The organism is Pseudomonas sp. GW821-FHT01A09, assembly GCF_058986725.1.
Genome location: NZ_JBYSWB010000009.1, coordinates 34,252 through 60,653, shown reverse-complemented (window position 1 = coordinate 60,653; position 26,402 = coordinate 34,252). Strand labels below are relative to the sequence as shown.

The 26,402-nt window shown below is 62.4% G+C and carries 24 protein-coding genes and 2 pseudogenes; 17 read left to right on the top strand and 9 right to left on the bottom strand.

The window, feature by feature from the left end; all coding sequences use genetic code 11:
* The first annotated feature begins 176 nt into the window (after positions 1–176).
* On the top strand, positions 177–896 hold the full coding sequence (locus AC3WJP_RS12700) for a DNA-3-methyladenine glycosylase (RefSeq protein WP_493721664.1): 720 nt from the start codon (positions 177–179) through the stop codon (positions 894–896).
* Positions 897–2,231, top strand: a complete 1,335-nt coding sequence (locus AC3WJP_RS12695; RefSeq protein ID WP_493721663.1) for a bifunctional DedA family/phosphatase PAP2 family protein — start codon at positions 897–899, stop codon at positions 2,229–2,231.
* A gap of 11 nt (positions 2,232–2,242) precedes the next feature.
* On the opposite strand, the gene AC3WJP_RS12690 is transcribed toward AC3WJP_RS12695, so the two are convergent.
* From AC3WJP_RS12690 to AC3WJP_RS12680, 3 genes are read right to left on the bottom strand one after another with little or no spacing between them, the layout of a single operon-like run.
* A complete protein-coding gene (locus AC3WJP_RS12690; protein WP_493721662.1) occupies positions 2,243–2,833 on the bottom strand; it encodes an LON peptidase substrate-binding domain-containing protein in 591 nt (196 codons plus the stop codon).
* Positions 2,834–2,842: 9 nt separating this feature from the next.
* On the bottom strand, positions 2,843–3,559 hold the full coding sequence (locus tag AC3WJP_RS12685) for an LrgB family protein (protein WP_493721661.1): 717 nt from the start codon (positions 3,557–3,559) through the stop codon (positions 2,843–2,845).
* Positions 3,556–3,921, bottom strand: a complete 366-nt coding sequence (locus AC3WJP_RS12680) for a CidA/LrgA family protein (RefSeq protein WP_493721660.1) — start codon at positions 3,919–3,921, stop codon at positions 3,556–3,558. Before AC3WJP_RS12680 ends, AC3WJP_RS12685 begins: the two co-directional genes overlap by 4 nt.
* A 170-nt stretch (positions 3,922–4,091) precedes the next feature.
* Here AC3WJP_RS12680 and AC3WJP_RS12675 point away from each other — a divergent pair, with 170 nt between their 5' ends.
* The 3 genes from AC3WJP_RS12675 to AC3WJP_RS12665 all read left to right on the top strand — a co-directional run bounded on the left by AC3WJP_RS12675 (position 4,092) and on the right by AC3WJP_RS12665 (position 7,102).
* Complete coding sequence (locus tag AC3WJP_RS12675) at positions 4,092–4,547, top strand: MaoC family dehydratase (RefSeq protein ID WP_493721659.1); 456 nt, start codon at positions 4,092–4,094, stop codon at positions 4,545–4,547.
* Between the two features lie 123 nt (positions 4,548–4,670).
* Complete coding sequence (locus tag AC3WJP_RS12670) at positions 4,671–6,410, top strand: C13 family peptidase (protein WP_493721658.1); 1,740 nt, start codon at positions 4,671–4,673, stop codon at positions 6,408–6,410.
* 50 nt (positions 6,411–6,460) lie between these two features.
* The gene (locus AC3WJP_RS12665) at positions 6,461–7,102 is read left to right on the top strand and encodes an oxidoreductase (RefSeq protein WP_493721657.1); all 642 of its coding nucleotides are present in this window, start codon (positions 6,461–6,463) and stop codon (positions 7,100–7,102) included.
* 7 nt (positions 7,103–7,109) lie between these two features.
* Here the strand turns inward: AC3WJP_RS12665 and AC3WJP_RS12660 are convergent, their stop codons facing one another.
* From AC3WJP_RS12660 to mpl, 3 genes are read right to left on the bottom strand one after another with little or no spacing between them, the layout of a single operon-like run.
* The gene (locus AC3WJP_RS12660; protein ID WP_493721656.1) at positions 7,110–7,403 is read right to left on the bottom strand and encodes a YceK/YidQ family lipoprotein; all 294 of its coding nucleotides are present in this window, start codon (positions 7,401–7,403) and stop codon (positions 7,110–7,112) included.
* A complete protein-coding gene (gene ubiX, locus AC3WJP_RS12655) occupies positions 7,403–8,032 on the bottom strand; it encodes a flavin prenyltransferase UbiX (protein WP_226506287.1) in 630 nt (209 codons plus the stop codon). The genes AC3WJP_RS12660 and ubiX overlap by 1 nt, the downstream gene beginning before the upstream one ends.
* Entirely contained in the window at positions 8,029–9,378 is a 1,350-nt protein-coding gene (gene mpl, locus AC3WJP_RS12650) for a UDP-N-acetylmuramate:L-alanyl-gamma-D-glutamyl-meso-diaminopimelate ligase (protein ID WP_493721655.1), read from the bottom strand. The genes ubiX and mpl overlap by 4 nt, the downstream gene beginning before the upstream one ends.
* A 204-nt stretch (positions 9,379–9,582) precedes the next feature.
* Between mpl and exaC the strand changes: the two genes are divergently transcribed.
* The 7 genes and pseudogenes from exaC (at position 9,583) to AC3WJP_RS12615 (ending at position 15,405) form a co-directional block, all read left to right on the top strand.
* The gene (gene exaC / locus AC3WJP_RS12645; RefSeq protein WP_493721654.1) at positions 9,583–11,103 is read left to right on the top strand and encodes an acetaldehyde dehydrogenase ExaC; all 1,521 of its coding nucleotides are present in this window, start codon (positions 9,583–9,585) and stop codon (positions 11,101–11,103) included.
* Between the two features lie 197 nt (positions 11,104–11,300).
* Positions 11,301–11,759 carry a GNAT family N-acetyltransferase gene (locus AC3WJP_RS12640; RefSeq protein WP_493721653.1) on the top strand — a complete coding sequence of 153 codons (459 nt, stop codon included), beginning with the start codon at positions 11,301–11,303 and terminating at the stop codon, positions 11,757–11,759.
* Between the two features lie 169 nt (positions 11,760–11,928).
* The gene (locus AC3WJP_RS12635; RefSeq protein ID WP_493721652.1) at positions 11,929–12,573 is read left to right on the top strand and encodes a DedA family protein; all 645 of its coding nucleotides are present in this window, start codon (positions 11,929–11,931) and stop codon (positions 12,571–12,573) included.
* A 4-nt stretch (positions 12,574–12,577) separates the two neighbouring features.
* Positions 12,578–13,396, top strand: a pseudogene (locus AC3WJP_RS12630) (M90 family metallopeptidase).
* Between the two features lie 152 nt (positions 13,397–13,548).
* Entirely contained in the window at positions 13,549–14,076 is a 528-nt protein-coding gene (gene ppa / locus AC3WJP_RS12625; protein ID WP_493721651.1) for an inorganic diphosphatase, read from the top strand.
* A 124-nt stretch (positions 14,077–14,200) separates the two neighbouring features.
* Positions 14,201–14,374: a hypothetical protein gene (locus AC3WJP_RS12620; RefSeq protein WP_493721650.1), complete on the top strand. Its 174-nt coding sequence runs from the start codon at positions 14,201–14,203 to the stop codon at positions 14,372–14,374.
* A 62-nt stretch (positions 14,375–14,436) separates the two neighbouring features.
* On the top strand, positions 14,437–15,405 hold the full coding sequence (locus tag AC3WJP_RS12615; protein ID WP_493721649.1) for an alpha/beta hydrolase: 969 nt from the start codon (positions 14,437–14,439) through the stop codon (positions 15,403–15,405).
* Positions 15,406–15,482: 77 nt separating this feature from the next.
* Here AC3WJP_RS12615 and AC3WJP_RS12610 read toward each other — a convergent pair.
* Positions 15,483–16,051, bottom strand: a pseudogene (locus tag AC3WJP_RS12610) (PDDEXK nuclease domain-containing protein).
* Between the two features lie 376 nt (positions 16,052–16,427).
* Between AC3WJP_RS12610 and AC3WJP_RS12605 the strand changes: the two are divergent.
* Positions 16,428–18,269 carry an ATP-binding protein gene (locus AC3WJP_RS12605; protein ID WP_493721648.1) on the top strand — a complete coding sequence of 614 codons (1,842 nt, stop codon included), beginning with the start codon at positions 16,428–16,430 and terminating at the stop codon, positions 18,267–18,269.
* 33 nt (positions 18,270–18,302) lie between these two features.
* The gene (locus AC3WJP_RS12600) at positions 18,303–20,603 is read left to right on the top strand and encodes a hypothetical protein (protein ID WP_493721647.1); all 2,301 of its coding nucleotides are present in this window, start codon (positions 18,303–18,305) and stop codon (positions 20,601–20,603) included.
* 42 nt (positions 20,604–20,645) lie between these two features.
* Here the strand turns inward: AC3WJP_RS12600 and glsB are convergent, their stop codons facing one another.
* Together glsB and AC3WJP_RS12590 are read right to left on the bottom strand one after the other, a co-directional pair.
* Positions 20,646–21,554, bottom strand: a complete 909-nt coding sequence (gene glsB / locus AC3WJP_RS12595) for a glutaminase B (RefSeq protein ID WP_493721646.1) — start codon at positions 21,552–21,554, stop codon at positions 20,646–20,648.
* Positions 21,555–21,686: 132 nt separating this feature from the next.
* The gene (locus tag AC3WJP_RS12590; protein WP_493721645.1) at positions 21,687–22,811 is read right to left on the bottom strand and encodes an Rpn family recombination-promoting nuclease/putative transposase; all 1,125 of its coding nucleotides are present in this window, start codon (positions 22,809–22,811) and stop codon (positions 21,687–21,689) included.
* Between the two features lie 353 nt (positions 22,812–23,164).
* On the opposite strand from AC3WJP_RS12590, the gene AC3WJP_RS12585 reads away from it, so the two are divergent.
* The 3 genes from AC3WJP_RS12585 (at position 23,165) to dxs (ending at position 26,284) form a co-directional block, all read left to right on the top strand.
* Positions 23,165–23,407, top strand: coding sequence for an exodeoxyribonuclease VII small subunit (locus tag AC3WJP_RS12585; protein WP_493721644.1), 243 nt, complete (start codon positions 23,165–23,167; stop codon positions 23,405–23,407).
* A complete protein-coding gene (ispA, locus tag AC3WJP_RS12580; RefSeq protein WP_493721643.1) occupies positions 23,404–24,294 on the top strand; it encodes a (2E,6E)-farnesyl diphosphate synthase in 891 nt (296 codons plus the stop codon). Before AC3WJP_RS12585 ends, ispA begins: the two co-directional genes overlap by 4 nt.
* A 94-nt stretch (positions 24,295–24,388) precedes the next feature.
* Positions 24,389–26,284 (top strand): 1-deoxy-D-xylulose-5-phosphate synthase, encoded by a 1,896-nt coding sequence (dxs, locus tag AC3WJP_RS12575; protein WP_493721642.1) that lies wholly within the window; start codon positions 24,389–24,391, stop codon positions 26,282–26,284.
* Positions 26,285–26,402 lie beyond the last annotated feature (118 nt).

The window sequence follows — 26,402 nt, the reverse complement described above, 5'->3', positions numbered from 1 at the left end:
CTTGGCAAAGGGGAAAGCGGCTGATTATAGCTGCCGCGCCGCGCCACGCACAGCGGTGGCAGGCGGATGGTCGAAATTGGGCAACAAATGCCGTTCATTCAGGTCCGATTAAGGCGTCGGTTGCTATCATCTGCCGACTTCTCACCCCCAACTCGCGCACCGACCTGGATGTTGCCATGCCCGCCAACGCCGTCCCCCGGCATCTGCCCGACGACTTCTTCCATCGCGATGCACAGGTGCTCGCCCGCGACCTGCTGGGCAAGATCATCCGTCATCGCCAAGGCCCGTACTGGCTGTCGGCACGCATCATCGAAACCGAGGCCTATTACGCGGCGGAAAAAGGCAGCCATGCCTCGCTGGGCTATACCGAAAAACGCCGCGCGCTGTTCCTTGATGGCGGGCACATCTACATGTATTACGCCCGCGGTGGCGACTCGTTGAATTTCAGCGCCGCCGGGCCCGGCAACGCCGTGCTGATCAAGTCGGCCTACCCCTGGGTCGATGCCGTCAGCGACGACAACGCACTGGCGCAGATGCAGCTCAACAACCCCGACGCCACTGGCCAGTTGCGCGCGCCCGAGCGCCTGTGCGCCGGCCAGACCTTGCTGTGCAAGGCGCTGGGCCTGAAGGTGCCACGCTGGGACGCGCAGCGCTTCGACCCTGAACATTTTTTTGTCGAAGACACCGGCATCATCGTTCCCCAGATCATCCAGACCACGCGCCTGGGCATCCCCGCCGGGCGCGACGAACACCTGCCCTATCGCTTCGTCGACCACCAGTACGCGCGCCATTGCACGCGTAATCCGCTGCGCCGTGGCCAACTCGAAGGACAGGACTACACCCTGCTCACCAACGCTTTGCAGACAATTGCGTCACCGACAAAAGGAAACCGATAGATGGGCTCTTGGCTTGACGGCCTCACTGGCTGGCTGACTGCGCACCCACAGTGGCTGGGGGTGGCGATTTTCGTGGTGGCCTGCGTCGAATGCCTGGCGATCGCCGGGCTGATCGTGCCGGGCACCGTGGTGCTTTTCGCCATTGCCGTACTGGCCGGTCACGGCGCGCTGTCGCTGGGCCAGACGCTACTGCTGGGCTATGCCGGCGGGCTGCTGGGCGATGCGCTGTCGTACGCCATCGGCCGTCGCTACCACCAGGACATCAAGCGCATCCCGCTGCTGGCGCGCCACCCGCAATGGATGGAGAGCGCCGAAAACTACTTCCACCGTTATGGCGTCGAGGGACTGCTGATCGGACGCTTCATCGGCCCGTTGCGGCCCATGCTGCCGTTGATCGCCGGCATGCTGGAGATGCCACTGATCCGCTTCGCCCTGGTCAGCCTGCTGGCCGCGGCCGGCTGGTCGATCGCGTACCTGCTGCCCGGCTGGGCCACCGGCGCGGCCTTCCGCCTGCCACTGCCACCGGGTTTCTGGCCAGAAGCCGGGGTGGTCGCCGCCGGCTTGGCGGTGCTCATCGGCCTGAGCATCAACAGCAGCCTGCGGCGCCACACCCGCGCAACCCTGTGGGTCGCCTTGATGAGCCTGGCCATGTTGATGGCGCTGCTGATCGGCTGGCCCTACCTGACCCATCTCGACAATGGCCTGATGCAACTGGTGCAGGAACACCGTAGCCAGGCCGCAGACCCTTTCGTGGCGATGACAACCGCCATGGGCGACTTCCGCACTCAGTTCATGCTTGCCTCGGCCGTTGTGCTGATCCTGGCCATTCACCGCCAGTGGCGGCACTTCATCTTCGCCGTCGGCGCGATGCTCGGCACGGCGCTGTGCAATGCCGGCCTGAAGATGTTCTTCGCCCGCGGCCGACCTGAAGTACTGACCGATCCGCTGAGCACCTACAGCATGCCCAGCGGGCATAGTTCGGCCTCGTTTGCGCTGTTCCTGACCTTGGCGCTGCTCGCCGGCTTCGGCCAGGCGCCACGGATGCGCATCATGTGGCTGGTGGTGGCGTGCATCCCGGCAACAATGATTGCCGCATCACGCATCTACCTGGGCGTGCACTGGCCCACGGACGTACTCGCTGGCGCCATGCTCGCCTGCTGCCTGTGCGCAGTCAGCCTGGCGGCCAGCCGGTACTTCGGCGGATCGATGCCAGCGGTGGCCGGGCGCGTGTGGTGGTGGATTCTGCCCGTATGCGCGGCGATTCTGGGCTGGCATCTGACTAGCATGCTGCCTAATGCCATGCAGCATTACCAATACAGCCCGGGCACGCCCTAGCGCACAAAGGCTCAGTCGAACAACTCGCCCTGCAGCTCGTCGAGCAGCGTCTGGATGCTGTCCAGGCGCTCGCGGGGGTCGTCCAGACACAGCAAGCGCAGTTTGTCGCCATTAAGGAAAGGCAACAGATAACCCAGCTGGTTGGCCAACGACTGCTGAGTCCTGGCGCCATCCAGCATGTTCAGCGCCGCGACCATGGGATGCTCGGCCAGGGCATTCAGCAGCGCCAGCAAGTCGTCTTCATCCGAACTCAGCGGCTCTTCGCGGAATTCGTGGAGATAATCCACGTCCCCGAGAATCAACTGATCGGGCTGCACGTTGGTGCTGTTGACCGCAAAACGCCGGGTGCCTTTGACGCGAATGCCCAGCAGGCCGTTTTTCTGCTGGTTGAAGTCAACCACCACCGCCTCGCACCCCACAGGCGCATGTTGCGCTTCGCCATCACCGACCTCGTCGCCTTCTAGCAGGCACACCACGCCGAAACCGCTGCCCTGCCTCATGCAGCGGCCGATCATGTCCAGGTAGCGCGCCTCGAATATCTGCAGATCCAGCACGCAGTCCGGAAACAGCACGGTATTGAGCGGGAACAGCGGCAAAATCATAGGTTTTCCTTAAACGAACAGGCTGACGGCCAACGGCAGCAATACGGCGGTCGAAACCCCCATCAAGCTCATCGCCAATGCAGCGAAAGCCCCACACTCCTCACCTTCCTGAATAGCCACCGAGGTGCCCACCGCATGCGCCGTGAGCCCCAGTGCCATACCCCGCGCCGCCGGGCTCTCAACTCCCAGCATAGACAACATCCCGGGGCCGAAGATCGCGCCGATGACACCGGTGATCAGCACGAACACCGCCGCCAGCCCCGCCACGCCGCCGATCTGCGCGGCCACCAGCATGGCGATCGGCGAGGTGACCGACTTGGGCGCCAGCGTCATGAGGATCATGTGATCGGCGCCGAACAGCCAGCCCAGCAGCAAGCACGAGCCTGTGGCCAACACCCCTCCCAACACCAGCGTAGTCAAGGTAGGCCAGAGCAGCTGACGAATACGCCGCAGATTCAGGTACAACGGCACTGCCAGGGCCACGGTGGCGGGGCCGAGCAGAGTATTGAGGATGTCGGTGCTCTTGCGGTATTCGGCGTAATCGATGCCGCAGGCGACCAGCACGCCGATGAGCATCAGCATCGACACCAGCACCGGCTGGAGGAAGAGCCAGCGGGTCTTTTCATAGGCGGCCACCGCCACTTGATAGGCGCCCAAGGTTATGCCGATGCCGAACAGCGGGTGATGGATGACCGAATTCAGCGTGCCTTGCCAGTCCAGGCTCATGGCCGGCCCTCAGGGGTACGCGAGCGACGGCCGATCAAGCGCTGCATCAACCACCCGGCAAAGGCCATGGCCACCAGTACCGAAATCAGCAAGGCGCCGCCGATTGCCCAGAAATCCTCGGCGATCTGCCCGGCATAGACCATCACGCCGACCGCCGGCGGCACCAGCATCAAGGGCAGGTAGCGCAGCAGGCCGCTGGCCGCCTCGCTCACTGGCGCCGGGACGTCACCGCGCAGCATCAGGTACGCCAGCATCAGCAACAGGCCGATGATCGGCCCGGGCACGATCGGCACCAGCAGATGATTGATAGCCGTTCCCAGCAACTGGAACAGCACGAGCCATGTCAATCCACGCAACGCCATAAAGGTTCTCTCCACCGGGCCGACATTATAAGCATGACCGCCGCCCGGCTTTGAACCGCCAACTGGTCTGGATCAAGGCTTGACCGCCTGCCACGAGCGTGTTGATCTAGCGGCCTGGCACGAACGTACAAATTGTTACACCCCCATCGACCCCTGTGGAGGTATTGCCCATGCGCGACGTTCCCGCCGACCAACTGCACCAATACGTGGGCACTTGCCTGGGGCGCTCCGACTGGTTGACCATCGATCAGGGGCGCATCAACGACTTCGCCGATGCCACGGGCGATCACCAATTCATCCACGTCGACCCCGAACGCGCCGCCACCGGGCCCTTTGGCACCACCATCGCCCACGGCCTGCTGACCCTCTCGCTGATTCCCTCCTTGATGAGCCAGGTCATGGTGTTCCCCGCCGGAATGAAAATGGCCATCAACTACGGCATGGACAGCGTGCGCTTCATCCAGCCGGTCAAGGTCGACTCCCAGGTGAGGCTCAAGGTCGACCTGACCGAAGTCAGCGAGAAAAAGCCCGGTCAGTGGCTGATGAAAATCCTCGCCACCCTGGAAATAGAAGGCGAATCCAAGCCCGCATACATCGCCGAACCGCTCTCGCTGTGCTTCCTTTAGACCCGCTCCAGAGCCATCGCAGCGAATCCGAGGACACTCAAGGCAAAATGAAAGCCTGCTAACGGCTATTTCCTCGTCACCGGATTACGGCATACTCGGCGCCTCAATTGCCCGGATCCCGTCATGCGCCCACTCGCTCCTCTAGCGCTTTCGCTGCTGCTCGCCGCCTGCGGTGATGGCGAATCCCTGTTGCCACCCGATGCCCGACTGCCCGATGGCGGCCGTTATCGCGGCGATGTGGTCAACGGCGTATTGCAGGGCGAAGGCCGCATCGATTACCCCAACGGCAGCTGGTACAAGGGCAACTTCGTCAACGGCCAGTGGCACGGCGACGGCGAATGGCATGGCAGCAATGGCGAGGTCTATCGCGGCCACTTCGAAAAAGGCCTGTTCGACGGCCAGGGCAGCCTGAGCACTCCGAAAAGCAGCTACAGCGGCGGCTTCAAGCTCGGCCGTCGGGACGGCGAAGGCACGCTGAAGGAAAAGAGCCAGACCTACCGCGGCAACTTCAAGAACGACCAGTATTCCGGCGCCGGCCACCTCGAACTCGAGGACGGCAGCACCTATCAGGGCCTGTTCGATCAGGGCAAGCCCAATGGCGAGGGCGTGCGCAGCGACGCCAGCGGCAACCAGTTCAGCGGCAAGTTCGTCAACGGCCAGTTGGAAGGCCACGGCAACTACAGCAATGCCGACGGCGATCAGTACATCGGCAACTTCCATCAAAACCAGTTGCAAGGCCGCGGGCGCTTTGAAAACAGCGACGGCGATGTGTGGATCGGCGAATTCAAGGCGGGCGCCCTTACCGGTGAAGGCGAATTGCTGGGCAGCGATGGCAGCCACTATGTAGGTGGTTTTGCCGATTGGCACTTTTCTGGCCAGGGCAAGCTGACCATGGCGGACGGCAGCGTGTTCGAAGGCGGCTTCGCCGATGATGCCTATCAGGGTCAGGGCGTACTGACCGCCAAGAGCGGCGCCACACAGAGCGGCTATTGGGTCAACGGCCAGCGCGTTCGCGATGGCAGCGGCCGCCTGCTGCCGGACAGCCTGGAGCAGGGGCTGTTGAACCAGGGCGCCTTGCTGGACAAAGCCCTGGCCGCCGTGCCGCGCTCAACGCCGGCCACCGAATTGTACAGCCTGGTGCTGGGCGGCGACGGCAACCAAAGCGTGTTCCTGCGCGAAGCCGATTACGTCAGCGCCATGCTCGCCAGCCGCTTTGGCGCTGTGGGCCAGATCACCCTGGTCAACCATCGCGACCACCTTGCCGACCGCCCCATGGCCAGCCGCGAAACCCTCAGCCGCGCGGTCAAGACCCTCGCCGAGCGCACAGGCCCGGAAGACCTGATCTTCATCTACCTGACCAGCCACGGCACGCAAAACCACGAACTGGTGCTCGAACAGCCGCGCATGGAGCTCGCCGACCTGCCCGCCGACGAACTGGCCAGCGTGCTCGCGCCGCTCAAGGACCGGGACAAGGTGGTGGTGATTTCATCTTGCTATTCGGGAGGTTTCATCCCCGCCCTCAAGGACGCCCGTACACTGATCATGACCGCCTCCAGGGCCGACCGGGTATCGTTCGGGTGCTCTGAAGAAGCTGATTTCACCTATTTCGGTGATGCCTTGTTCGCCCAGGCACTGAACGCCACCGACGACTTGCAACAGGCATTTGAACAAGCGCGCGCGCATGTTGCCGAAAGGGAGATAGCCGACAACTACGAAGCCTCCGAGCCGCAGATCTGGGCCCCCAAAGGCGTGATCGCGCACTGGCAGCGGTTGCGCCAGCAGCAGGCGCAAAAGGCCCTGCAGAGCGCGGCGGCCGCGGCCAAGGCGGCGCGCAAAGGCGCAGGAGTTGTCGCTCAAGACTAAGCTTTACAGTAGCCATCACCCGGTTGGCACGTGTCGCAAGGAGTAGCACCATGTACCTGACCCCGCAGCATATCCTCCTCGCCGGCGCCACCGGGCTGACCGGCGAACACCTGCTCGACCGCTTGCTCAACGAACCCACCGTCAGCCGCGTACTGGCCCCGACCCGGCGGCAGCTGGCCGAGCATCCGCATCTGGAAAACCCGGTGGGCAACCTCGCCGATCTGCTGCCGCAGCTTCAGGGGCGCGTCGATATCGCCTACTGCTGCCTGGGCAGCACGATCAAGCAGGCGGGCTCGGAGGATGCGTTTCGGGCCATCGATCACGACCTGGTGGCGGCTTATGCGCAGCGCGCCCGTGACCTGGGGGCTCGCCACCTGCTGGTGATCAGTGCCGTCAACGCGGATGAAACATCGTCGATTTTCTATAACCGCGTGAAGGGCGAGACGGAAAAATCCCTGATCGCGCAGAACTGGCCGCAACTGACCATCGCGCGTCCTTCGATCCTCCTCGGCGCCCGCACCGAGCCGCGCTTGAGCGAACAGCTGGCAGGACCATTGTCGCGGCTGATCCCCGGCAAGTATCACGGTATCGAAGCCACGCAACTGGCTCGCGCGCTGTGGCGCCTGGCGCTGGAAGAGCAGGAAGGGGTGCGGGTGGTCGAGTCGGATGAATTGCGCCGGTTGGGCAAATAGGCCGAGCCTACAGCCCGCCCTGGGCGCTGAAGCCGATGCCCGCTGCGGTCAGCAGCGACAACGGCAGCAGCAGGGTATCGAGCAGCGCACTGCCTGGCAGGTCCCAGGCGGGATATTTGGGTCCTTCCGTGCCGAAGCGATCCTGGGGGCAGCAGCCGCCTTGGGTCAGGTATATATCCAGCCGCGTGCCGGCGTACACCACCGGGGCGCCAGGCTTGTTGGCATCCAGAGTGCTGACGGTGGCACAGCCGGTGAGGCTGGCAAGCCAGAACATCCCTGCCATGCCCCGTGCGGCCGTCATCACTCCTCGCCACCAAAGTGATGCTCGCCCCAGCGCGGCAGCATGTCCTGAGGGATATCCAGCAAATTGAGCACCCGTGCGACGACGAAGTCGATCAGGTCGTCCAGCGTCTGCGGCTGATGATAGAAACCTGGAGATGCCGGCAGGATCACCGCCCCCATCTGCGACAGCTTGAGCATGTTTTCCAGATGGATGGTCGAGTACGGCGCCTCGCGAGGCACCAGGATCAACTGCCGACGCTCCTTGAGGGTGACATCCGCCGCCCGCTCGATCAGGTTGTTGCAGGCACCGGTGGCGATCGCCGACAGTGTGCCAGTGGAACAGGGCACCACCACCATCGCCGCCGGCGCGCCGGACCCGGAGGCGACGGGCGACATCCAGTCCTCCTTGCCGTACACCCGAATCTGCCCCGCCGAGGCGCCGGTGTATTCGGTCAGAAACGCCTGCATGCTCTGCGGCTTGGCTGGCAGCAGCACATCGGTTTCGGTGGCCAGCACCAACTGCGCGGCCTTGGAGATGAGGAAATGCACCTCGCGGTCTTCACGCACCAGGCAGTCGAGCAGGCGCAGGCCATATTGCGCGCCCGAGGCGCCGGTCATGGCCAGGGTGATGCGTTCGGGGCCGCTCACTGCAACGCCTCCGCGAGTTTCACGTGCAGGCCGCCAAAGCCGCCGTTGCTCATGATCACCACATGGGTGCCCGGCTGCGCCTGGGCCTTGACCCGGGCAATGATCGCTTCCAGGCTATCGGCCACCAAGGTCGGCACGGTGCTCTGCGCCACGGCTGCAGCCAGGTCCCAGCCCAAGTTCGGCGGCGCATACCAGATCACCTCATCGGCATCGGTCACGCTGCCGGGCAAGCCGTCGCGATGGGCCCCGAGCTTCATCGAATTGGAGCGCGGCTCGATCACTGCGATCAGCGGCGCATCGCCGATCCGCTTGCGCAGACCGTCGAGGGTAGTGGCGATCGCTGTCGGGTGATGGGCGAAGTCGTCGTAAATAGTGATGCCGCGCACTTCGGCGACTTTCTCCATACGCCGCTTGACGTTCTTGAACGCGCCCAGGGCTTCGATCGCCAATGTCGGCACCACGCCCACATGCCGTGCCGCCGCCAGAGTGGCCAAGGCGTTGGCGACGTTATGGCGACCTGTGAGCCCCCAATCGACGATACCTTGGCTGCTACCCTCGAACAGCACCTCGAAGCGCGAACCGTCTTCGCTGAGCAAACGCGCTTGCCACTGGCCATCCGGGCCGGTGGTCTGCACGGGTGTCCAGCAGCCCATGCCGATCACCCGCTGCAGGGCAGGCTCGGTGGTCGGATGAATGATCAGCCCCTGGCTCGGGATAGTACGCACCAGATGGTGGAACTGCCGTTCGATCGCCGCCAGATCAGGGAATATATCCGCATGATCGTACTCAAGGTTGTTGAGAATGGCGGTGCGTGGGCGGTAATGGACGAATTTCGAGCGCTTGTCGAAGAACGCGCTGTCGTACTCGTCGGCCTCGACCACGAAGAACGGCGTATCACCTAGACGCGCCGACACTGCGAAGTTCTGCGGCACTCCACCGATCAGAAAACCCGGGCTCATGCCGGCATGCTCCAGCACCCAGGCCAGCATGCTGCTGGTGGAGGTCTTGCCGTGGGTGCCGGCCACGGCCAGTACCCAGCGGCCCTGCAATACGTGATCGGCCAGCCACTGCGGCCCGGACACATAGGGCAGGCCCTTGTCGAGGACGTACTCGACGGCCGGATTGCCCCGCGACAAGGCGTTGCCGATCACCACGAGGTCGGGCGCCGGGTTCAGCTGCGCGGCGTCGTAGCCTTGGGTCAACTCGATACCCTGAGCCTGCAGCTGGGTGCTCATCGGCGGATAGACGTTGGCGTCCGAACCCGTCACCCGATGCCCCAACTCTTTGGCCAGCACCGCCAGCGAGCCCATGAACGTGCCGCAAATACCAAGAACGTGAATATGCATGATTGACCTCGTAAAACATCGGGGCAGGTTAGCCCAGCGTGGGAAAAATCTCACGTCTTGTATTCAGGCGTCGATGCTGCCCGCAACACTCGGCAACTTATGCTTTAGGCGTAGACGCGGGCACATGCCCTGCCTTTGCTCTAAGCTCAATTGGCCGCCCCGGCGAGCTCTCCCCCCGAATAATTAATAGTCAGGAGATATCCCATGCGTTACGCCCATCCCGGCACCGAAGGCGCCAAGGTTGCCTACAAAAGCCGCTACGGCAATTACATCGGTGGCGAATTCGTAGCCCCGGTCAAAGGTCAATATTTCACCAACTCCTCACCCGTCAACGGCCAGCCGATCGCTGAATTCCCGCGTTCCACTGCCGAAGACATCGACAAGGCCCTCGACGCCGCCCATGCCGCGGCCGACGCCTGGGGCAGCACTTCAGTACAGGCGCGCTCCCTGACCCTGCTGAAAATCGCCGACCGTATCGAACAAAATCTCGAACTGCTGGCCATCACCGAAACCTGGGACAACGGCAAGGCCATCCGCGAAACCCTCAACGCCGACATCCCCCTGGCCGCGGACCACTTCCGCTACTTCGCCGGCTGCCTGCGCGCCCAGGAAGGCAGCGCCGCCGAAATCGACGGCAATACCGTGGCCTACCACATTCACGAACCCCTCGGCGTGGTCGGGCAGATCATCCCGTGGAACTTCCCGATCCTCATGGCCGCCTGGAAACTCGCCCCGGCCCTGGCGGCAGGCAACTGCGTGGTGCTCAAACCAGCCGAGCAGACGCCGCTGGGCATTACCGTATTGCTGGAAGTGATCGGCGACCTGCTGCCGCCTGGCGTGCTCAACGTGGTGCAAGGCTTCGGCAAGGAAGCGGGCGAAGCGCTGGCCACCAGCAAGCGCATCGCCAAGATCGCCTTCACCGGCTCTACCCCGGTCGGCTCGCACATCATGAAATGCGCAGCCGAGAACATCATCCCGTCGACCGTGGAGCTGGGCGGCAAATCGCCGAATATCTTCTTCGAAGACATCATGAATGCTGAACAAAGCTTCATCGAGAAGGCGGCCGAAGGCCTGGTGCTGGCGTTTTTCAACCAGGGTGAAGTCTGCACCTGCCCGTCCCGCGCCTTGGTGCAGGAGTCCATCTACCCAGCCTTCATGAAAGAGGTGATGAAAAAGGTCGAGCAGATCAAGCGCGGCGACCCGCTCGACACCGACACCATGGTCGGCGCCCAGGCCTCCGAACAGCAATTCGACAAGATCCTCTCGTACCTCGAGATCGCCAAGAACGAAGGCGCCGAGCTGCTCACCGGCGGTCAGGTGCAAAAACTCGAAGGCAGCCTGTCGACCGGCTATTACATCCAGCCGACCCTGCTCAAGGGCCACAACAAGATGCGCGTGTTCCAGGAAGAAATCTTCGGGCCGGTGGTCAGCGTCACCACCTTCAAGGACGAAGCCGAAGCCCTGGCCATCGCCAACGACACCGAGTTCGGCCTCGGCGCGGGGGTCTGGACCCGCGACATCAACCGCGCCTGGCGCATGGGCCGCGGCATCAAGGCCGGTCGCGTGTGGACCAACTGCTACCACCTGTACCCTGCTCACGCGGCGTTCGGCGGTTACAAAAAGTCCGGGGTCGGCCGTGAAACCCACAAAATGATGCTCGATCATTATCAGCAGACCAAAAACCTGCTGGTGAGCTACGACGTCAATCCGTTGGGGTTCTTCTAAGTTTTCCTCCGCCCCTGTAGCGAGGGGGCTTGCCCCCGATACGGTGGTTCAGACGCTGCATAAGTGACTGATACACCTTATGGGGAGCAAGCCCCCTCGCTACAAGGTTGCGGACAGACCGCCAGCCATGGCACTCCTCGCCCCGATGCGGTATTAATTGCCCACCGGCCAATACCGATGACATCGCGAGGTTTGTCATGCGAATTATCCAAGCGTCTCTCGAACACCTGGACCTGATTACCCCGCTGTTCGTCAAATACCGCGAGTTCTACGGCGAGTTGCCTTTCCCTGACTCATCCCGCGCCTTCCTCGAAAAACGCCTGCGTCGCAAGGAGTCGGTCATTTACCTGGCCCTGGCCGATAACGACGAAAGCAAGATCCTTGGCTTCTGCCAGCTGTACCCCAGCTTCTCCTCGCTGTCGCTCAAACGTGTGTGGATCCTCAACGACATCTATGTGGCCGAAGACGCCCGGCGCATGCTGGTGGCCGACCACCTGATGCGTACCGCAAAAAAAATGGCCAAGGAAACCCAAGCCGTGCGGATGCGCGTGTCGACCAGCAGCAACAACGATGTGGCGCAAAAGGTCTATGAGTCGATCGGTTTTCGCGAAGATGCCGAGTTCAAGAACTACGTGTTGCCGATTTCCCAGGATTGAACTGCGCGGCAGCTTTGCCGAAGTGGGTGCGTTCAAGGAGTAGCCGCGGCGATATCTATCTGAATTCTGCGGTAACGCTTTTGACGCATTTCCTCATTCACCCGCTCTATAATGCCGCCCACTTCAACCCTCTTGATCCGTAGTTTCGGACCCCACATAGGTAACTCGCATGGAACTCAGCCTACTCAACATCATTTTGCACCTCGATGTGTTCCTCAATGAGTTGGTCAACCAGTACGGCGTCTGGATCTACGCCATTCTCTTCCTGGTGATTTTCTGCGAGACGGGCCTGGTGGTAACGCCCTTCCTGCCTGGCGATTCCCTGCTGTTCATCGCTGGCGCCGTAGCCGCGGGCGGCGGTATGGACCCTATTCTGCTGGCGGCGCTGCTGATGGCCGCGGCGATTCTGGGCGATAGCACCAACTACCTGATCGGTCGATTCGCCGGCGACAAACTATTCCAGAACCCCAACTCGAAGATCTTCCGTCGCGACTATCTTGACCAGACCCACGCGTTCTACGAGCGCCACGGCGGCAAAACCGTTACCCTCGCGCGCTTCCTGCCGATCATCCGCACCTTCGCGCCCTTTGTGGCTGGTGTCGGCAAGATGTCCTATCCGCGCTTCCTCGGCTTCAGCGTGCTGGGCACGATCTTCTGGGTCTGCGGCCTGGTGGCGCTGGGTTATTTCTTCGGCAACGTGCCGTTCATCAAGAAAAACCTCACCCTGATGATCGTCGTCATCATCCTCATCTCCGCCCTGCCCATGATCATCGGCTTCATCCGCAGCCGCATCGGCCGCACGGCCAAAGCCTGACGCCATGTGGTCATGGCGCGCCTGGCGCAGGCGCAAAACCCTCGCCAGGCACGCGTTGGCGCCCGAACTCTGGGCCAGCGTGCGCCAGGCGCTGTCGATGCTCGATGGCCTCGACAGCGCCCAGGACCAGCGCCTGCAGGAGCTCTGCATCCTGTTCCTGATGGAAAAACGCCTGACCGCCCTGCCCGGCGTCGACCTCGACGACCACGGGCGCTTGCTCCTTGCCGCGCAGGCGCAACTGCCGCTGCTGGAGCTGCCTGAAGCCGACTGGTACCGCGGCTTCCACGAAATCGTCCTCTATCCCGACGACTTCCGCAGCCCGCAACGCCATCGCGACGCCAGCGGCGTCGAACACGTATGGGACGACGAACGCAGCGGCGAAGCCTGGCAACAAGGCCCGATCATCCTCGCCTGGCCTGGCGTGCAGGCCAGCGGCGGCTGGGAAGGCTATAACCTGGTGATCCACGAACTCGCGCACAAGCTCGACATGCTCACCGGCGACGCCAACGGCCTGCCGCCCCTGCACAGCCACATGCGCGTGCAAGCCTAGGCCAGCGCCATGCAAAGCGCCTACGATGACCTCGATCGCCAGCTCGATGCCAATCCGGATGCCGAAACCGCCATCGATCCCTACGCGGCCGAAAACCCGGGAGAGTTCTTTGCGGTGACCAGTGAGTACTTTTTCAGTGCGCCTGATCTGCTCAACGAGGCTTACACACAGGTATACGAGCAACTGAAGCTGTTCTATCGGCAGGATCCGTTGGCGCGGCTGCTGCAGCTTCAGGCCAGCGACCCCGAATACCAGCAACCCCATCACCCTTGATCATCAATACCGAGCCGGTAACGCAGGGCTGCCCGGCGGAAAATCCGCCGCGCCCCATAACGTGGCAACACGCTCGGAATATGCCTATAATCCCGACCACTTTTTGGCTAAACCGGCCAATCCATCAGGCCTGACCACGGGGGCAACGCCCAATGAGCTACAGCAAGATTCCGGCTGGCAAAGATCTGCCGAACGACATCTACGTCGCGATCGAGATTCCGGCCAACCACGCGCCCATCAAGTACGAAATCGACAAAGACAGCGATACCCTGTTCGTCGACCGCTTCATGGCCACCCCGATGTTCTACCCAGCCAACTACGGCTTCATCCCCAACACCCTGGCGGACGACGGCGACCCCCTCGACGTGCTGGTCGTGACCCCGTACCCAGTGGCGCCAGGCTCGGTCATCCGCGCCCGTCCGGTAGGCATCCTGCACATGACCGACGACGGCGGCGGCGACGCCAAAGTCATCGCCGTACCGCACGACAAACTGTCGCAGCTGTACGTCGACGTAAAGGAATACACCGATCTGCCACCACTGCTGCTGGAGCAGATCAAGCACTTCTTCGAGAACTACAAGGATCTCGAGAAAGGCAAATGGGTCAAGATCGAAGGCTGGGGCAATGCTGACGCAGCCCGTGCCGAAATCACCAAGTCGGTGGCTGCCTACAAAGGCTGATCCGTACTGCATGTGACTCGAAACCCCAGCCGATGCGCTGGGGTTTTTCGTTTGTGCTGGGCAACCTGCGCCAACTTCAGTATTCTGTGCGCCACCCAAGGCAACCCTTCCCCAGGAAGCGCTGTTGCCTGGCGCCACGGATGACTTTTCCGCGCGCGCCCTCCATACAGTCCTCGCGCTGATGGACTACCTGTTGAAGACGATTGCGGTTTGCCAAAAACAGACCAAGACCGTCCCCGAGAAGCCGGCCACAAGCCGGCTTTTTAATGCCTGCCGCATTTATGCCGCGCCGACCTGAACCCTCGTTGGCAACTGACCCTCCATATCTATGAATCTCATCCTCAAGCAAGGACAAGAACAGTGGATATCGAACAAGGCTGGTGTCGTGGCGAGCGCGAACTGGCACAACTGCGCCGCATCAATAAAGCCCTCGCCTGGCTGCCGCGCTTTCGGATCAGCAATCGCCTGACGCCCCTTGCACTCCAGGCGCTGCTGCGCGCCAGCCAGCTCGGCAATTCCATCAAGACCGCGCAACATGGGCTGCGCATCGAGACCAGCTCGGTAGTGGTGGACGATTGCGTCCCGGTGAACGTGAGAATCATCAGGCCTGAAGGAAAAGCCAAAGGCCTGGTAATCGATTTTCATGGTGGCGGCTGGGTAATCGGCAACGCTCAGATGGATGACGACCGCAATGTCGCCATGGTCAAGGAGTGCGGCGTCACTGTGGTCTCGATCGATTACCGTCTGGCGGTGTCGACGCCGATCGAAGGCATGATGGAAGACTGCCTGTCAGCCACACGCTACTTCCTCAGCGATAGCCGCAAGGAGTTCGCGGACCTGCCGGTGATTATCGTCGGCGAGTCTGCCGGAGGGCATCTGGCCGCAGCCACGCTGATGGCGCTCAAGGCCTGGCCAGACTTGCTGCAGCGCGTTCGCGGGGCGCTTTTGTACTACGGCGTCTACGACCTGACCGGAACGCCGAGCGTGCGTGCCGCCGGCCCTGACACCTTGGTGCTGGATGGGCCAGGCATGGTCGAGGCATTTCGCACCCTTACCCCGGGACTGAGCGACGAAGAGCGCCGACAGCCGCCTCTGTCGCCCCTGCATGGTGATTTCACGGACTTTCCCCCGGCATTGATGTTTGCCGGCGAGATCGATCCACTGCTGGACGATACGGTGCAACTGGCCGATCGCTGGAACGCATCGGCAGATGTCGAAGTGCATCTTCTGCCGGACTCTCCTCACGGATTCATTCACTTCCCGACAGCCATGGCGGCGAGGGTCATGGCGTATAGCCGGGAGTGGGTAACGAGCAAAATTGGAGGTTGATCGGCGACAGGAGCGTGGGGTTGATGGTCTCTTCAGCGGTTAGACTAGCTGCCATCTTGGTCAGGCAGCGATTGAGATTACGGTTCATCCGCCTCTGACGGTTCATGACCTGCCAATTCGCGCTCAATCTCCTCAATACTCGGCAAGCTACTTCGCAACTCGGCAGGTAGCGATTCCACCAACTGATATTCCGCGACGCCCATAGGTCGCGCGTTATCACGCAGGGCATATTCGGCTACGACCTTGTTTTTACTTTTGCACAGGAGCAAGCCAATGGTGGGCGCATCCTGTGGATGCTTGAGCTGGACATCCACAATTGTGCAACAGCCTGTTGCACAAATTCCACGTCCGGCCATGCCTCAGCAAAAGCACGCATGTATTTGAGATTACGTGGCGAAAACCCCTTCATGGCAGGGAAGGCAGAGCGTAGGTCATGCGCCAGGCGCTCGATTACCTTGGCGCCCCAGCCCTGCTCCGACTGCCGAGTCAAAATATCATGGCCGATCTGCCAATAGAGCAACACCAACTCACGATTGACCGAGAGACTGGCACGCTGCTGAGCGTTATGAATGCGGCGCTTGAGATCGACCAGCCAGTTGCTGTAATCCTTGGGCGGCAAGTCCCGGCTGGTAGTGGCTTGGCTCATGCCTTACTCCCTCGCCGCCTTGTTGATTGGACCGTGCAGCACTTCGTGGATTTTAAAGAGGCGTTTCGTTCGGTCACTGGCGTCAGCTCTTTTCTAATTGTTGGCCACGAATGGTACACCTCGCCACACGCAGTTCCGCCCCAAGCAATGAAGAGTAACGAATGAGCGTATCCCATACGCGCTTCTTCACCGCGCCCTCACCCGAACTGGCTCGCCGCCTTCAGGCACGGCTGGGGTAAATGACCACCTGACACCGCAAGTCACATCGCGTCCAACGCCCACCCCTCCGTTCTATGGCAAAATCCCCCTCCTCAACCCACGCGCACCCGGCCCTGTCCCGTGCGCTGCGCACCCCGTCAATAACGTCAGGATCGACATGAACCCTATTGACCCGTCCCCTTCCGAGCCCGCGCAAATCCGCCGCGCTGGCGTCGACCTTTCCGGCGTCATGTCGGTACTGAGCAAGCACCTCTATTCCACCCCCATGGTGGCCCTGCGCGAACTGGTGCAGAACGCCCACGACTCGATCCTGCGCCGTCGTCACGAGCAGCCTGAGTGGCAAGGCCAGAGCCGCATCGAGGTGCTCGGCGACAGCAGCGCCAATACCGTGCGGATCATCGACACCGGGGCTGGGCTGACGGAGTCCGAGATCCACAACTTCCTCGCCACCGTGGGCGTCAGCTATACCCGCACGCTGCGCCAGGACGGCCCGGACGACAGCGGTCTGATCGGCATGTTTGGCCTGGGTTTTCTGTCGGCCTTCGTGCTGGCCAAACGGGTGACCGTGCGCACGACGTCGTATCAGACGCCGGACCTGGGTTTCGTCTACGTCTCGACCAACGCCGAGCAGTACAGCGTCAGCGCAATGCCGGCGCGGCCGGTGGGTACCGAGATCATCCTCGAGTTGCAGGATGATTTCGGCATGCTGACGCGCACCTCCCATCTGCGCGAAATCCTAGGGCGCTATTGCGTGCTGCTGCGCGAACCGATTCATGTCGGCGAGGACGGCCAGGCGATCAACCCGGCACCGCCGCCATGGCGGGACGACACGGCGGCCACGCTGATGCCGCAATTGCAGGTGCGACGCAACCTGGAATTCGCCGCGCGCTTCGAGCATAACTTCGAACCGATCTGCTGCATGCCCGTGCGCCCCGAGGGCGTCAGCGATGCCGTGGGCCTGCTGTGGGTACAGGACGGTGGCACCTATGGCACCACCGATAATCGCAATCTGTCGGTGTTCTTGCGCGGCATGTTGCTCGACGACGACGCCCGCGACCTGCTGCCGCCGTGGGCGGGCTTCATTGGCGGGGTGATCGAGTCCAATCGCCTGACGCCCACCGCCAGCCGCGAGGACTTGCAGCGCGACACTCATTACCACGCCATCCAGCACAGCCTGAGCGAAGCGCTGATCGACGGCCTGGTCACCCTGGGCAAGACGCAGCCACAGGCCTGGCGCCGCGTGCTGCTACGCCATAACGAGGCCCTGCTCGGCGCCTGCCTGAGCGACGAGCGGCTGTTCGGTCTGTTGATGGACAGCGTCAAGGTGCCGACCTCCCAGGGCGATCTACCGGCCAGCGAGCTGCTGTTCAAGGGCGCGCTGTACGTGATCCTCGACAACGAAAGCGGCTTCGAGGAGATGCTGTTCCGCGCCATGGGCGCGCCGGTGGCCTTGGGCAATCGCTATGCCGTGGTGCCCTTCCTGCGGCGCTGGGCCGAGGCGCGCAAGGTACGCCTGATCGAGCTGGGCACCGAGCAAGGCAACCGTCAGCTGTTCCAGCTGGCCGAGCTCGAAGAGCCCGCGCGCCAGTGGCTGCACGATCATCTGGCCAACGAGGAGCGCCTGGTGATCGCCCGCTTCAGCCCGGCCGAGTTGCCGCTGGTGGTGGTGCCCGACCACGAGGCGCAGCTCAAGCAGCGCCTGGAACAGGACCAGAACGACAAGCGCGTCTCCACCTCGGCGTTGCGCCTGGCGCGGCAGTTCACTCGGAAAGTCGATGCCACGTACCTGACCAAGCTGTATGTGAACCTCGACAACGCCGCGATCCAGGCGCTGATCCAGGCCGCGCAAGTCGATAATCCCCGCGCAGGGTATGCCGCGCAGTTGCTCAAGGCCTTCAAGGTGATCATTGCCGGGCAAGGCAACGGCCCAGCCGCCCCCTCTTTGAACCAGGCACTCATAGACCTGGCAGGTGCGGTACAACAACTGCTGAACAAATAACCGTTACCAGCCTGAGAACAGGGAAGAACACACATGAACATTTGGGCCTGGGTAGAAAAACTTCAGGACGACCTGCGCGAAGCTGGCCAAGGGCAAAGCGCAGACAGCATCAACCAGCTGACCAATCACGTCTCCGAGCTCGAGGTCGAACGTGCCGAGGCGCTCTTGCCCGAGGTCAAGGCGATCAACAAGACGCTGGCCAATCCTTGGCTGGACGTGTTCACCCGGCACTGGGAAATGCGCAACCGCCTGGGCAACCAGATGGAGGGCGAAACCGCGCTGGCCGATGCCGTGTCGCTGTTCGAAGCGGCCCATCGTGACAACACCATCGATTGCCCGCAGTCGGTGTGCGTGACTCAGGATCTGGCGACCTGCTACGCCAACATCGACGGTCCGGGCTGGGTGCCGGAGCGCATCGAGGTGTGCGAAGAGACCATGGCCCGTATCGATCCAAGCTGGGCCTGCTATCAGTGCCTGTCGGTGGAAAAAGGCGAAGCCTTGCTCGACGCCAAGCGCTACGACGACGTACTGGCCTATATGGATGAGCAGGAGCAAAAGATCATCGATGCCGGCGAGGAGGACTTTGGCGGGCTGGCCGAAGTCCGTGTCCATGCCTTGTTGGCCATGGGGCATCCGGCCGATGCACTGCTGCTGATCGAAGCGCTGGAAACCAAGGCCGATGGCCCGGAATGGAAAAACACCACCCAACCGCGGGAGCTGGCCAAGGCGCAGGCGTTGGTGGCCCTGGGCCGCGATGACGAAGCCCTGAACATACTGCCGGCGTACAACGACATCGCCCCGCGCTACCGCAAGAACTGGATCCGCATCGTCTACGCGCTGGTGCAGCGCGCGCCCGAGCGCAATACCTGGGGCCTGGGCAGCACGGTCTATCGCACGCTGCTGCAGTACTCGCGCCTAGGCACTCACCGATTGGTCATCGACCTGACCGAACCGGCGGTGCGCATGGCTGTGCAACGGGGCTCGGCCTGGAGCGCGCGCCGCCACCTGGCGCTGGCATTGCCCCATGTCGACAAGCTCAAGGCCGACTGCGGCGCCAGCGCGCTACTTGCCGAACTCTCGGCATTGGTCGACGCCATGCCCGAGCAGGACGCATTGCCGGTGCCCGCCGACGAGTTGCTGAACTGGCTCGACCGCGAAGACCCGGAACGCCCACCGCGCGACCCGGAAGTCGAAGTGCAATGGCTGCTGCGCGCCCTGCAACAACGCCCCGACGACGTCGCGCTACTGGAAAACACCGCCAGCGCGCTGCAGGCCTGCTCGGCGGAAGAACAAGGCATCGCGCTGCTGTGGGATTACGTGCGCGAACACGCCGAGCAGGAAGATCGCATGGCCTATTACCTGCTCGGCCAGTTGCTGGACAGTGGCGAGTACGAACAGGTCAAGCGCCTGATCCAGCTCTATCGCCCCACCGTGCCGCTGACCGCGCTGTGGTGCGAGGCGCGAATGGCCGAGCGGCTGAGCGATTGGCCGGAACTGGAGCGCGCCTGCCGTGGCGTGTTGGCGCTGGACCCTGAACGTCACGGCGCCCGCGACATGCTTGCGCGCGCCTTGATGAAGCAGGAGCGCTTTGCCGAGGCCACCACTTGCTATCGCCAGTTGGTCGAGGTGCTCGAGCAACCCGGGCCGAGCTTGTGGGATCTGATGACGGCCGCCAGTTGCGCCGAGGACTGGGCCAGCGTGCGAGAAGTGGCGCAGCGCCTGGAAATGGAGCTGTCGAGCCAGCAAGGGCCGATCGAAGAGGATTGGGGATGGGCCATCGTGCGCTTCATCGAAAACGGTGAGGCGGTCGACTACTACGCCCGTCGTACCGGTCCGGTGACCGCGCGGATCGTCGAAAACGCGTATCACAAGCATGCCCAGCATGTCGCAGATCGCATCGTGTTCGATGCCTCGATGCTGTTCCAGCCGCCTGAGGACGAGCAGGCGCGCGAGCGTTTCGTGCCCACCTACTTGATGGTTCACGTATTGGAGAGAGGCGGGTTTGGGCCGAGCTGGCTGGCGGACGGTGTGTATGGCGGCGATGAAGCCTTCGAGGCCTTGCGCCAGCACATCGAAGCCAAGGGCTGGCGACTGTGGGTGCACAGCAACAGCGACTATCAGCTCAGCGACGCCGAGCAGCCTGATCAGGGACCGCTGCCGGGGATGTATTTCACGGTAGCGATTCCCGCTCACTTGCCCGCCACCGACCTGCACCACACCTTACGTGCCGCGACGGCGCAATGGCCCCATCAGCTGTGCTGGCTGCATCTGGCCGAACACTGTCAGGTGGATACCCAACCCCATCATCAGGTCATCGAGCGCTATTCGCTCTGAATGGCTGCGTGGGCGGCAAACGCCCCATGCTGCGAATACCGGTCAGAACACCGACCAGCCGATCCGCTCACTGAGCAACTCCAGCGCCGCCATCCCGGCCAGCGAGTTGCCGGCGGCATTGAGCTCCGGCGACCACACGCACACCGTGAATCGCCCAGGCACTATCGCTACTATCCCGCCACCCACGCCGCTTTTGCCGGGCAGGCCGACCCGATAGGCGAAATTCCCGGCCTCGTCATACAGCCCGCTGGTGGCCATGATCGAATTCACCTGCTTGGTCTGGCGTGCCGTCAATATCTGCTCGCCGCTGTGCTTGCAGAAGCCCTCGTTGGCCAGGAAGCAAAAGGCTTTGGCCAGGTCGAGGCAACTCATCTGCAGCGCGCAATAGCTGAAGTAACTGCGCAGCACGGTTTCCACTTCGTTATGGAAGTTGCCGAAGGACTTCATCAAATACGCCATGGCGGCGTTGCGCGAGCGGAATTGATATTCGGAGTCGGCCACCTTGCTATCGATCAAGACCTGCGGATTACCCGACAAGCGCCGAACGAAATCACGCATCGACAAGGTCGGCGCGGCAAAGCGCGACTGGTTGATGTCGCAGATCACCAAGGCGCCGGCATTGATGAACGGATTGCGCGGCCGCCCGCGCTCGAACTCCAGCTGCACCAGCGAGTTGAACGGCTGCCCCGAGGGCTCGTGCCCCAGGCGCTCCCAGATCGTCTCACCGGAATGCCCGATGGCCTGCACCAGGCTGAAGACCTTGGAGATACTCTGGACCGAAAACAGCGTCTGGGCGTCGCCGGCGCAGTAGTAGGTACCGTCATTGCCATACACCGCAATGCCCAACTGCTGCGCCGGCACATCGGCCAGCGCGGGGATGTAATCGGCCACTTTGCCCTGGCCGATCAGGGGACGCACTTCGTCGAGAATCTCGTTCAACAGCGTTTGCATGAAAAGCCCTGTTGTCAGTCCCCCAATGGCGGCGGGGGTTAGCAGTCTTGACGAATGCTGACAGCAGGGCATCACAGTTTCGAGGGGAAATGTTGACTTACTTACTTGAGGGCAAGTGAACAACGTATGCCATCAATCGAGTGTAAACAGCTCATCGAGGGACTGCGCGGTGAGTATTCGCAAGCCAAACGTATCGAATTGCTTTTGGTCGAATTCAGCAAGTCGTTCACGCATCTCCGGCGTCAGTTGCCCGAACCGTTGCTCGGCTTGCCTGCTTAACAAGGCGATCTGGGCCTTGCGGACACCCCGCTCGACACCCTCGTGGATCCCTTCTTCTCGTCCTTCTTCTCGTCCTTCTTCTCGCCCTTCTTCTCGTCCTTGCTCTCGCCCCTCAAGCAAGCCCTTGCGCATTGCCTCGCGCTGGATATCGATACGCCACTGGTCTACCCGTTCTTCTAACACGGTGGTCACCTCTTCGAAGGAGCCAATCTTGGGGATATCTTCTGCCGGAAACAGACGTTTGACCAGCACGGCTTGCACCCATGCCTTGAACGCTTCGGCCAAGGGGCGATGCTCGGGGCGGCTAAGTCTCGCCTTGAGACGCCTGATGATCTTTAAAGCCTCCTCGGATGACTTACTGCATTCGAGGTCGATCAAGTCCGCAGCGAAATTATCACGCTGCTCTTCTCGATCCGTTGCCTGGCAGCTCTCGTCGAGCAGGAAATATGTGAGCTGTGGGCTATAACAAGCCAGATCCCCAGGGACGCTTTCGATCAGCTCGCTGAGGTTAAGCGGCGATCGCCAAGGCTTGAGGCCGTTATGCATCACGATGGGAAAGATCGGAGGCAGCTTGCCGTTCTCGGTCAGCTTTCCATTACGCACAAGGTCCTGATACAGCAAGCCGATATAGGTCATCAGCCGAAGCGCCATCCAGCGCTCATTACTGCTCTGGAATTCGAGCATCACGTAGACATAAAGCCACTTCTCACCGTTAAGACGGAGCCGCCAGACCAGATCGTTCGAACGCCTGAGCAATTCATCGCTGATGTATTCGCTGCCTACCTTTTCCAGCGTATCGAAGTCCAACTGGCCCACCCAATCCTGCGGGACAAAACCTCGAAGCAGGTCTTTGACGAGGACTTGCTGGGAAAAAAGCAGTTTGTAGCTATGGTCATGGGGAGTGATGATCGAATCGTTATTGTTTTTAGCCATTGATACACCTGAGTTGAGTTGCGCCGAATCAAGATCGACAAACACGCGAAATGCCTACTGGTACTACGCGAACCCCGGAATCATCCTCCTCGCGACCATAACTACCAGCGTGAAGCGCTACCCTCTGAAATACGTCCGGGATTTGTGCTATGCCCGCCAAAACCGTGCTGATGAATTCGCAGCAGATAATTAATCGAACCCTGCCTTCTGATGGGTTATCTATACGTACCGACCTGCGTTTGAAGCGGCAAAAGACTCCTGACGTTCTAGCCAGGCCATATGGTCCGCGCCGGGAAGCAGTTCCAATGGAAAAACCCGCTTTCATACGCCGCGCATTTGCCCGCAAGCCCCCGCTCTGCTAGTGTCGCGCCGGTTGAAAACCTATCGAGATAGCCGCCATGGCCCGAAAAAAAGCTTCCGTGGATTTCGAGCAATCCCTCACGGACCTGCAAACGCTGGTCGAGCGCCTGGAAAACGGCGAGCTGTCGCTGGAAGACTCCCTCACTGCCTTCGAACAAGGCATTCGCCTGACCCGCGAGTGCCAAGGCGCATTGGCTCAGGCTGAACAGAAGGTGCAGCTGCTGCTCGAACGTGACGGTGAACTGGTCGAAGAAGCCCTCGACGAGGACCGCGGCGAATGATCGAGCGCTATCAGGACATCTGCCAGCAACGCGTCAATGCGGCGCTGGACACCCTGTTCGCTGCCCCCGCGGAGCCACTCGAACGCCTTTACGCCGCCATGCGCTACAGCGTGATGAATGGCGGCAAGCGCGTGCGCCCCTTGCTGGTGTACGCCAGCTGCGAGGCCTTCGGCAGCGCGGCCGAAGATTCCAACGGCGCCGCCTGCGCCGTGGAGTTGATCCATGCCTATTCACTGGTGCATGACGACCTGCCAGCCATGGACGACGACGACCTGCGCCGCGGCCAGCCGACCACCCACAAGGCGTTCGACGAAGCCTGCGCGATCCTGGCTGGCGACGGCTTGCAGAGCATGGCCTTCAGCGCCCTGCTCGACACCCAACTGAGCCCCCGCCCCAGCGATGCCACGCGCCTGGAAATGGTCCGCACCCTGGCCCTGGCCGCCGGCCCTGCTGGAATGGTCGGCGGTCAGGCCATCGACCTCGGTTCCGTGGGCCTCAAGCTCGACCAGAGCGCCCTGGCCTACATGCATCGCCACAAGACCGGCGCGCTGATAGAAGCCAGCGTACGCCTCGGCGCCCTGGCCAGCGGCCGTGCCGAAAAGGACGAGCTCAAGGCCCTGCAGGTGTACGCCAAGGCGATAGGCCTGGCCTTCCAGGTGCAAGACGACATTCTCGACGTCGAGAGCGATACCGCAACCCTCGGCAAACGCCAGGGCGCCGATATTGCCCGCGACAAACCGACCTACCCTGCGCTGCTCGGGATGGAGGCCGCCAAAGCCTACGCCCTGGAGCTGCGCGACCAGGCTTTGCACGCGCTGCGCCCCTTCGGCGCCGCTGCCGAGCCGCTGCGCGACCTGGCCCGCTATATCGTCGACCGTCGCAGTTGAGCCACCTTTTACCAGCACCGGGCAGCCCCTGCGTGGGCAGCCAGCGCTGCATAAGGTAAACTGCCACCACTTCACACCTATAACGATTCGCCTGATGCCAACGACGTTTCAAGAGTTTCCCCGCGAACGCCCGATGACGCCGCTGCTTGACAGTGCCGCGACTCCGGCAGGCCTGCGCCGTCTTGGCGAAGCCGAACTCGAGACCCTGGCCGACGAGCTGCGCTCGGAGCTGCTGTACACGGTTGGCCAGACCGGCGGTCACTTCGGTGCCGGCCTGGGGGTGATCGAACTGACGATCGCCCTGCATTATGTGTTCGACACCCCCGACGACCGCCTGGTGTGGGACGTGGGCCATCAGGCCTACCCGCACAAGATCCTCACCGATCGCCGCCAGCGCATGGCTACGCTGCGCCAGAAGGCCGGCCTCGCCGCCTTCCCGCGCCGTGCCGAGAGCGAGTACGACACCTTTGGCGTCGGGCATTCCAGCACCTCGATCAGCGCCGCCCTGGGCATGGCCATCGCCGCGCGCCTGCAAGGCAGCGAGCGCAAGTCGATCGCCGTCATCGGTGACGGCGCGCTGACCGCCGGCATGGCCTTCGAAGCGCTGAACCACGCGCCGGAAGTCAACGCCAACATGCTGGTGATCCTCAACGACAACGACATGTCGATCTCGCGCAACGTCGGCGGGCTGTCCAACTACCTGGCCAAGATCCTCTCCAGCCGCACCTACGCCAGCATGCGCGAGGGCAGCAAGAAGGTCCTCTCACGCCTGCCCGGCGCCTGGGAAATCGCCCGTCGCACTGAAGAGTACGCCAAGGGCATGCTGGTCCCCGGCACCCTGTTCGAAGAGCTCGGCTGGAACTACATCGGCCCGATCGACGGCCACGACCTGCCGACCCTGATCGCCACGCTGCGCAACATGCGCGACCTGAAGGGCCCGCAGTTCCTGCACGTGGTCACCAAAAAGGGCAAAGGCTTCGCGCCGGCCGAGGTAGACCCGATCGGCTATCACGCCATCACCAAGCTCGAGCCGGTCGATGCGCCGACCACCACGGCGGTGGTCAAAAAAACCAGCGGCCCGAAGTATTCCGGTGTGTTCGGCCAATGGCTGTGCGACATGGCCGAAGCCGACCCGCGCCTGGTAGGGATTACCCCGGCGATGAAGGAGGGCTCGGACCTGGTCGAGTTCAGCGAGCGGTTCCCCGAGCGCTATTTCGACGTCGCCATCGCCGAGCAGCACGCGGTGACCCTCGCGGCCGGCATGGCCTGTGAAGGCGCCAAACCGGTGGTGGCGATCTATTCGACCTTCCTGCAGCGCGCCTACGATCAGCTGATCCACGATGTCGCCGTGCAGAACCTCGACGTGCTGTTCGCCATCGACCGCGCCGGCCTGGTGGGCGAAGACGGCCCGACGCACGCCGGCAGCTTCGACCTGTCCTACCTGCGCTGCATCCCTGGCATGTTGATCATGACGCCGAGCGACGAGAACGAACTGCGCAGCATGCTCACCACCGGCCATCAGTTCAACGGCCCGGCGGCGGTACGCTATCCACGCGGCACCGGCCCCAACGCGGTGATCACCCAGGCCCTCGAACCGATCGAGATCGGCAAGGGCGTGATTCGTCGCGAGGGCAGCAAGACTGCCCTGCTGGTGTTCGGCGTGCAATTGACCGAGGCGCTGAAGGTGGCGGACAAGCTCGATGCGACCGTGATCGACATGCGCTTCGTCAAGCCGCTGGATGAGGCGCTGGTGCGCGACATCGCCAGTCGCCACGAACTGCTTGTGACGATCGAAGAGAACGCCATCATGGGCGGCGCCGGCTCGGCGGTCAGCGAGTTCCTGGCACGGGAAAACATCCTGCGCTCGGTGCTGCACCTGGGCTTGCCGGACGTCTACGTCGAGCACGCCAAGCCGGCGCAGATGTTGAGCGAGTGCGGGCTGGATGAGGCGGGGATCGAAGCGGCGATCCGGCAGCGGCTGGGCAGCTGAGCCGGCTTACTCTGTAGCGAGGGGGCTTGCCCCCGATAGGCTTGTTCTGACACCACACGGTAAGTCAGCAGCACCCGTCGGGAGCAAGCCCCCTCACCACATTGAACATCGTGCTATG

Excerpts from the sequence above, each read along its gene's own strand:
- exaC (WP_493721654.1), top strand. The coding sequence starts at position 9,583 with ATGCGTTACGCCCATCCCGGCACCGAAGGCGCCAAGGTTGCCTACAAA.
- mpl (WP_493721655.1), bottom strand. The coding sequence starts at position 9,378 with ATGCATATTCACGTTCTTGGTATTTGCGGCACGTTCATGGGCTCGCTG.
- AC3WJP_RS12675 (WP_493721659.1), top strand. The coding sequence starts at position 4,092 with ATGCGCGACGTTCCCGCCGACCAACTGCACCAATACGTGGGCACTTGC.
- AC3WJP_RS12680 (WP_493721660.1), bottom strand. The coding sequence starts at position 3,921 with ATGGCGTTGCGTGGATTGACATGGCTCGTGCTGTTCCAGTTGCTGGGA.
- AC3WJP_RS12600 (WP_493721647.1), top strand. The coding sequence starts at position 18,303 with ATGAACATTTGGGCCTGGGTAGAAAAACTTCAGGACGACCTGCGCGAA.
- AC3WJP_RS12690 (WP_493721662.1), bottom strand. The coding sequence starts at position 2,833 with ATGATTTTGCCGCTGTTCCCGCTCAATACCGTGCTGTTTCCGGACTGC.
- AC3WJP_RS12665 (WP_493721657.1), top strand. The coding sequence starts at position 6,461 with ATGTACCTGACCCCGCAGCATATCCTCCTCGCCGGCGCCACCGGGCTG.
- AC3WJP_RS12635 (WP_493721652.1), top strand. The coding sequence starts at position 11,929 with ATGGAACTCAGCCTACTCAACATCATTTTGCACCTCGATGTGTTCCTC.
- ppa (WP_493721651.1), top strand. The coding sequence starts at position 13,549 with ATGAGCTACAGCAAGATTCCGGCTGGCAAAGATCTGCCGAACGACATC.
- ispA (WP_493721643.1), top strand. The coding sequence starts at position 23,404 with ATGATCGAGCGCTATCAGGACATCTGCCAGCAACGCGTCAATGCGGCG.
- AC3WJP_RS12670 (WP_493721658.1), top strand. The coding sequence starts at position 4,671 with ATGCGCCCACTCGCTCCTCTAGCGCTTTCGCTGCTGCTCGCCGCCTGC.
- dxs (WP_493721642.1), top strand. The coding sequence starts at position 24,389 with ATGCCAACGACGTTTCAAGAGTTTCCCCGCGAACGCCCGATGACGCCG.
- AC3WJP_RS12695 (WP_493721663.1), top strand. The coding sequence starts at position 897 with ATGGGCTCTTGGCTTGACGGCCTCACTGGCTGGCTGACTGCGCACCCA.
- AC3WJP_RS12640 (WP_493721653.1), top strand. The coding sequence starts at position 11,301 with ATGCGAATTATCCAAGCGTCTCTCGAACACCTGGACCTGATTACCCCG.
- AC3WJP_RS12700 (WP_493721664.1), top strand. The coding sequence starts at position 177 with ATGCCCGCCAACGCCGTCCCCCGGCATCTGCCCGACGACTTCTTCCAT.
- AC3WJP_RS12685 (WP_493721661.1), bottom strand. The coding sequence starts at position 3,559 with ATGAGCCTGGACTGGCAAGGCACGCTGAATTCGGTCATCCATCACCCG.
- AC3WJP_RS12605 (WP_493721648.1), top strand. The coding sequence starts at position 16,428 with ATGAACCCTATTGACCCGTCCCCTTCCGAGCCCGCGCAAATCCGCCGC.
- AC3WJP_RS12585 (WP_493721644.1), top strand. The coding sequence starts at position 23,165 with ATGGCCCGAAAAAAAGCTTCCGTGGATTTCGAGCAATCCCTCACGGAC.
- AC3WJP_RS12660 (WP_493721656.1), bottom strand. The coding sequence starts at position 7,403 with ATGACGGCCGCACGGGGCATGGCAGGGATGTTCTGGCTTGCCAGCCTC.
- glsB (WP_493721646.1), bottom strand. The coding sequence starts at position 21,554 with ATGCAAACGCTGTTGAACGAGATTCTCGACGAAGTGCGTCCCCTGATC.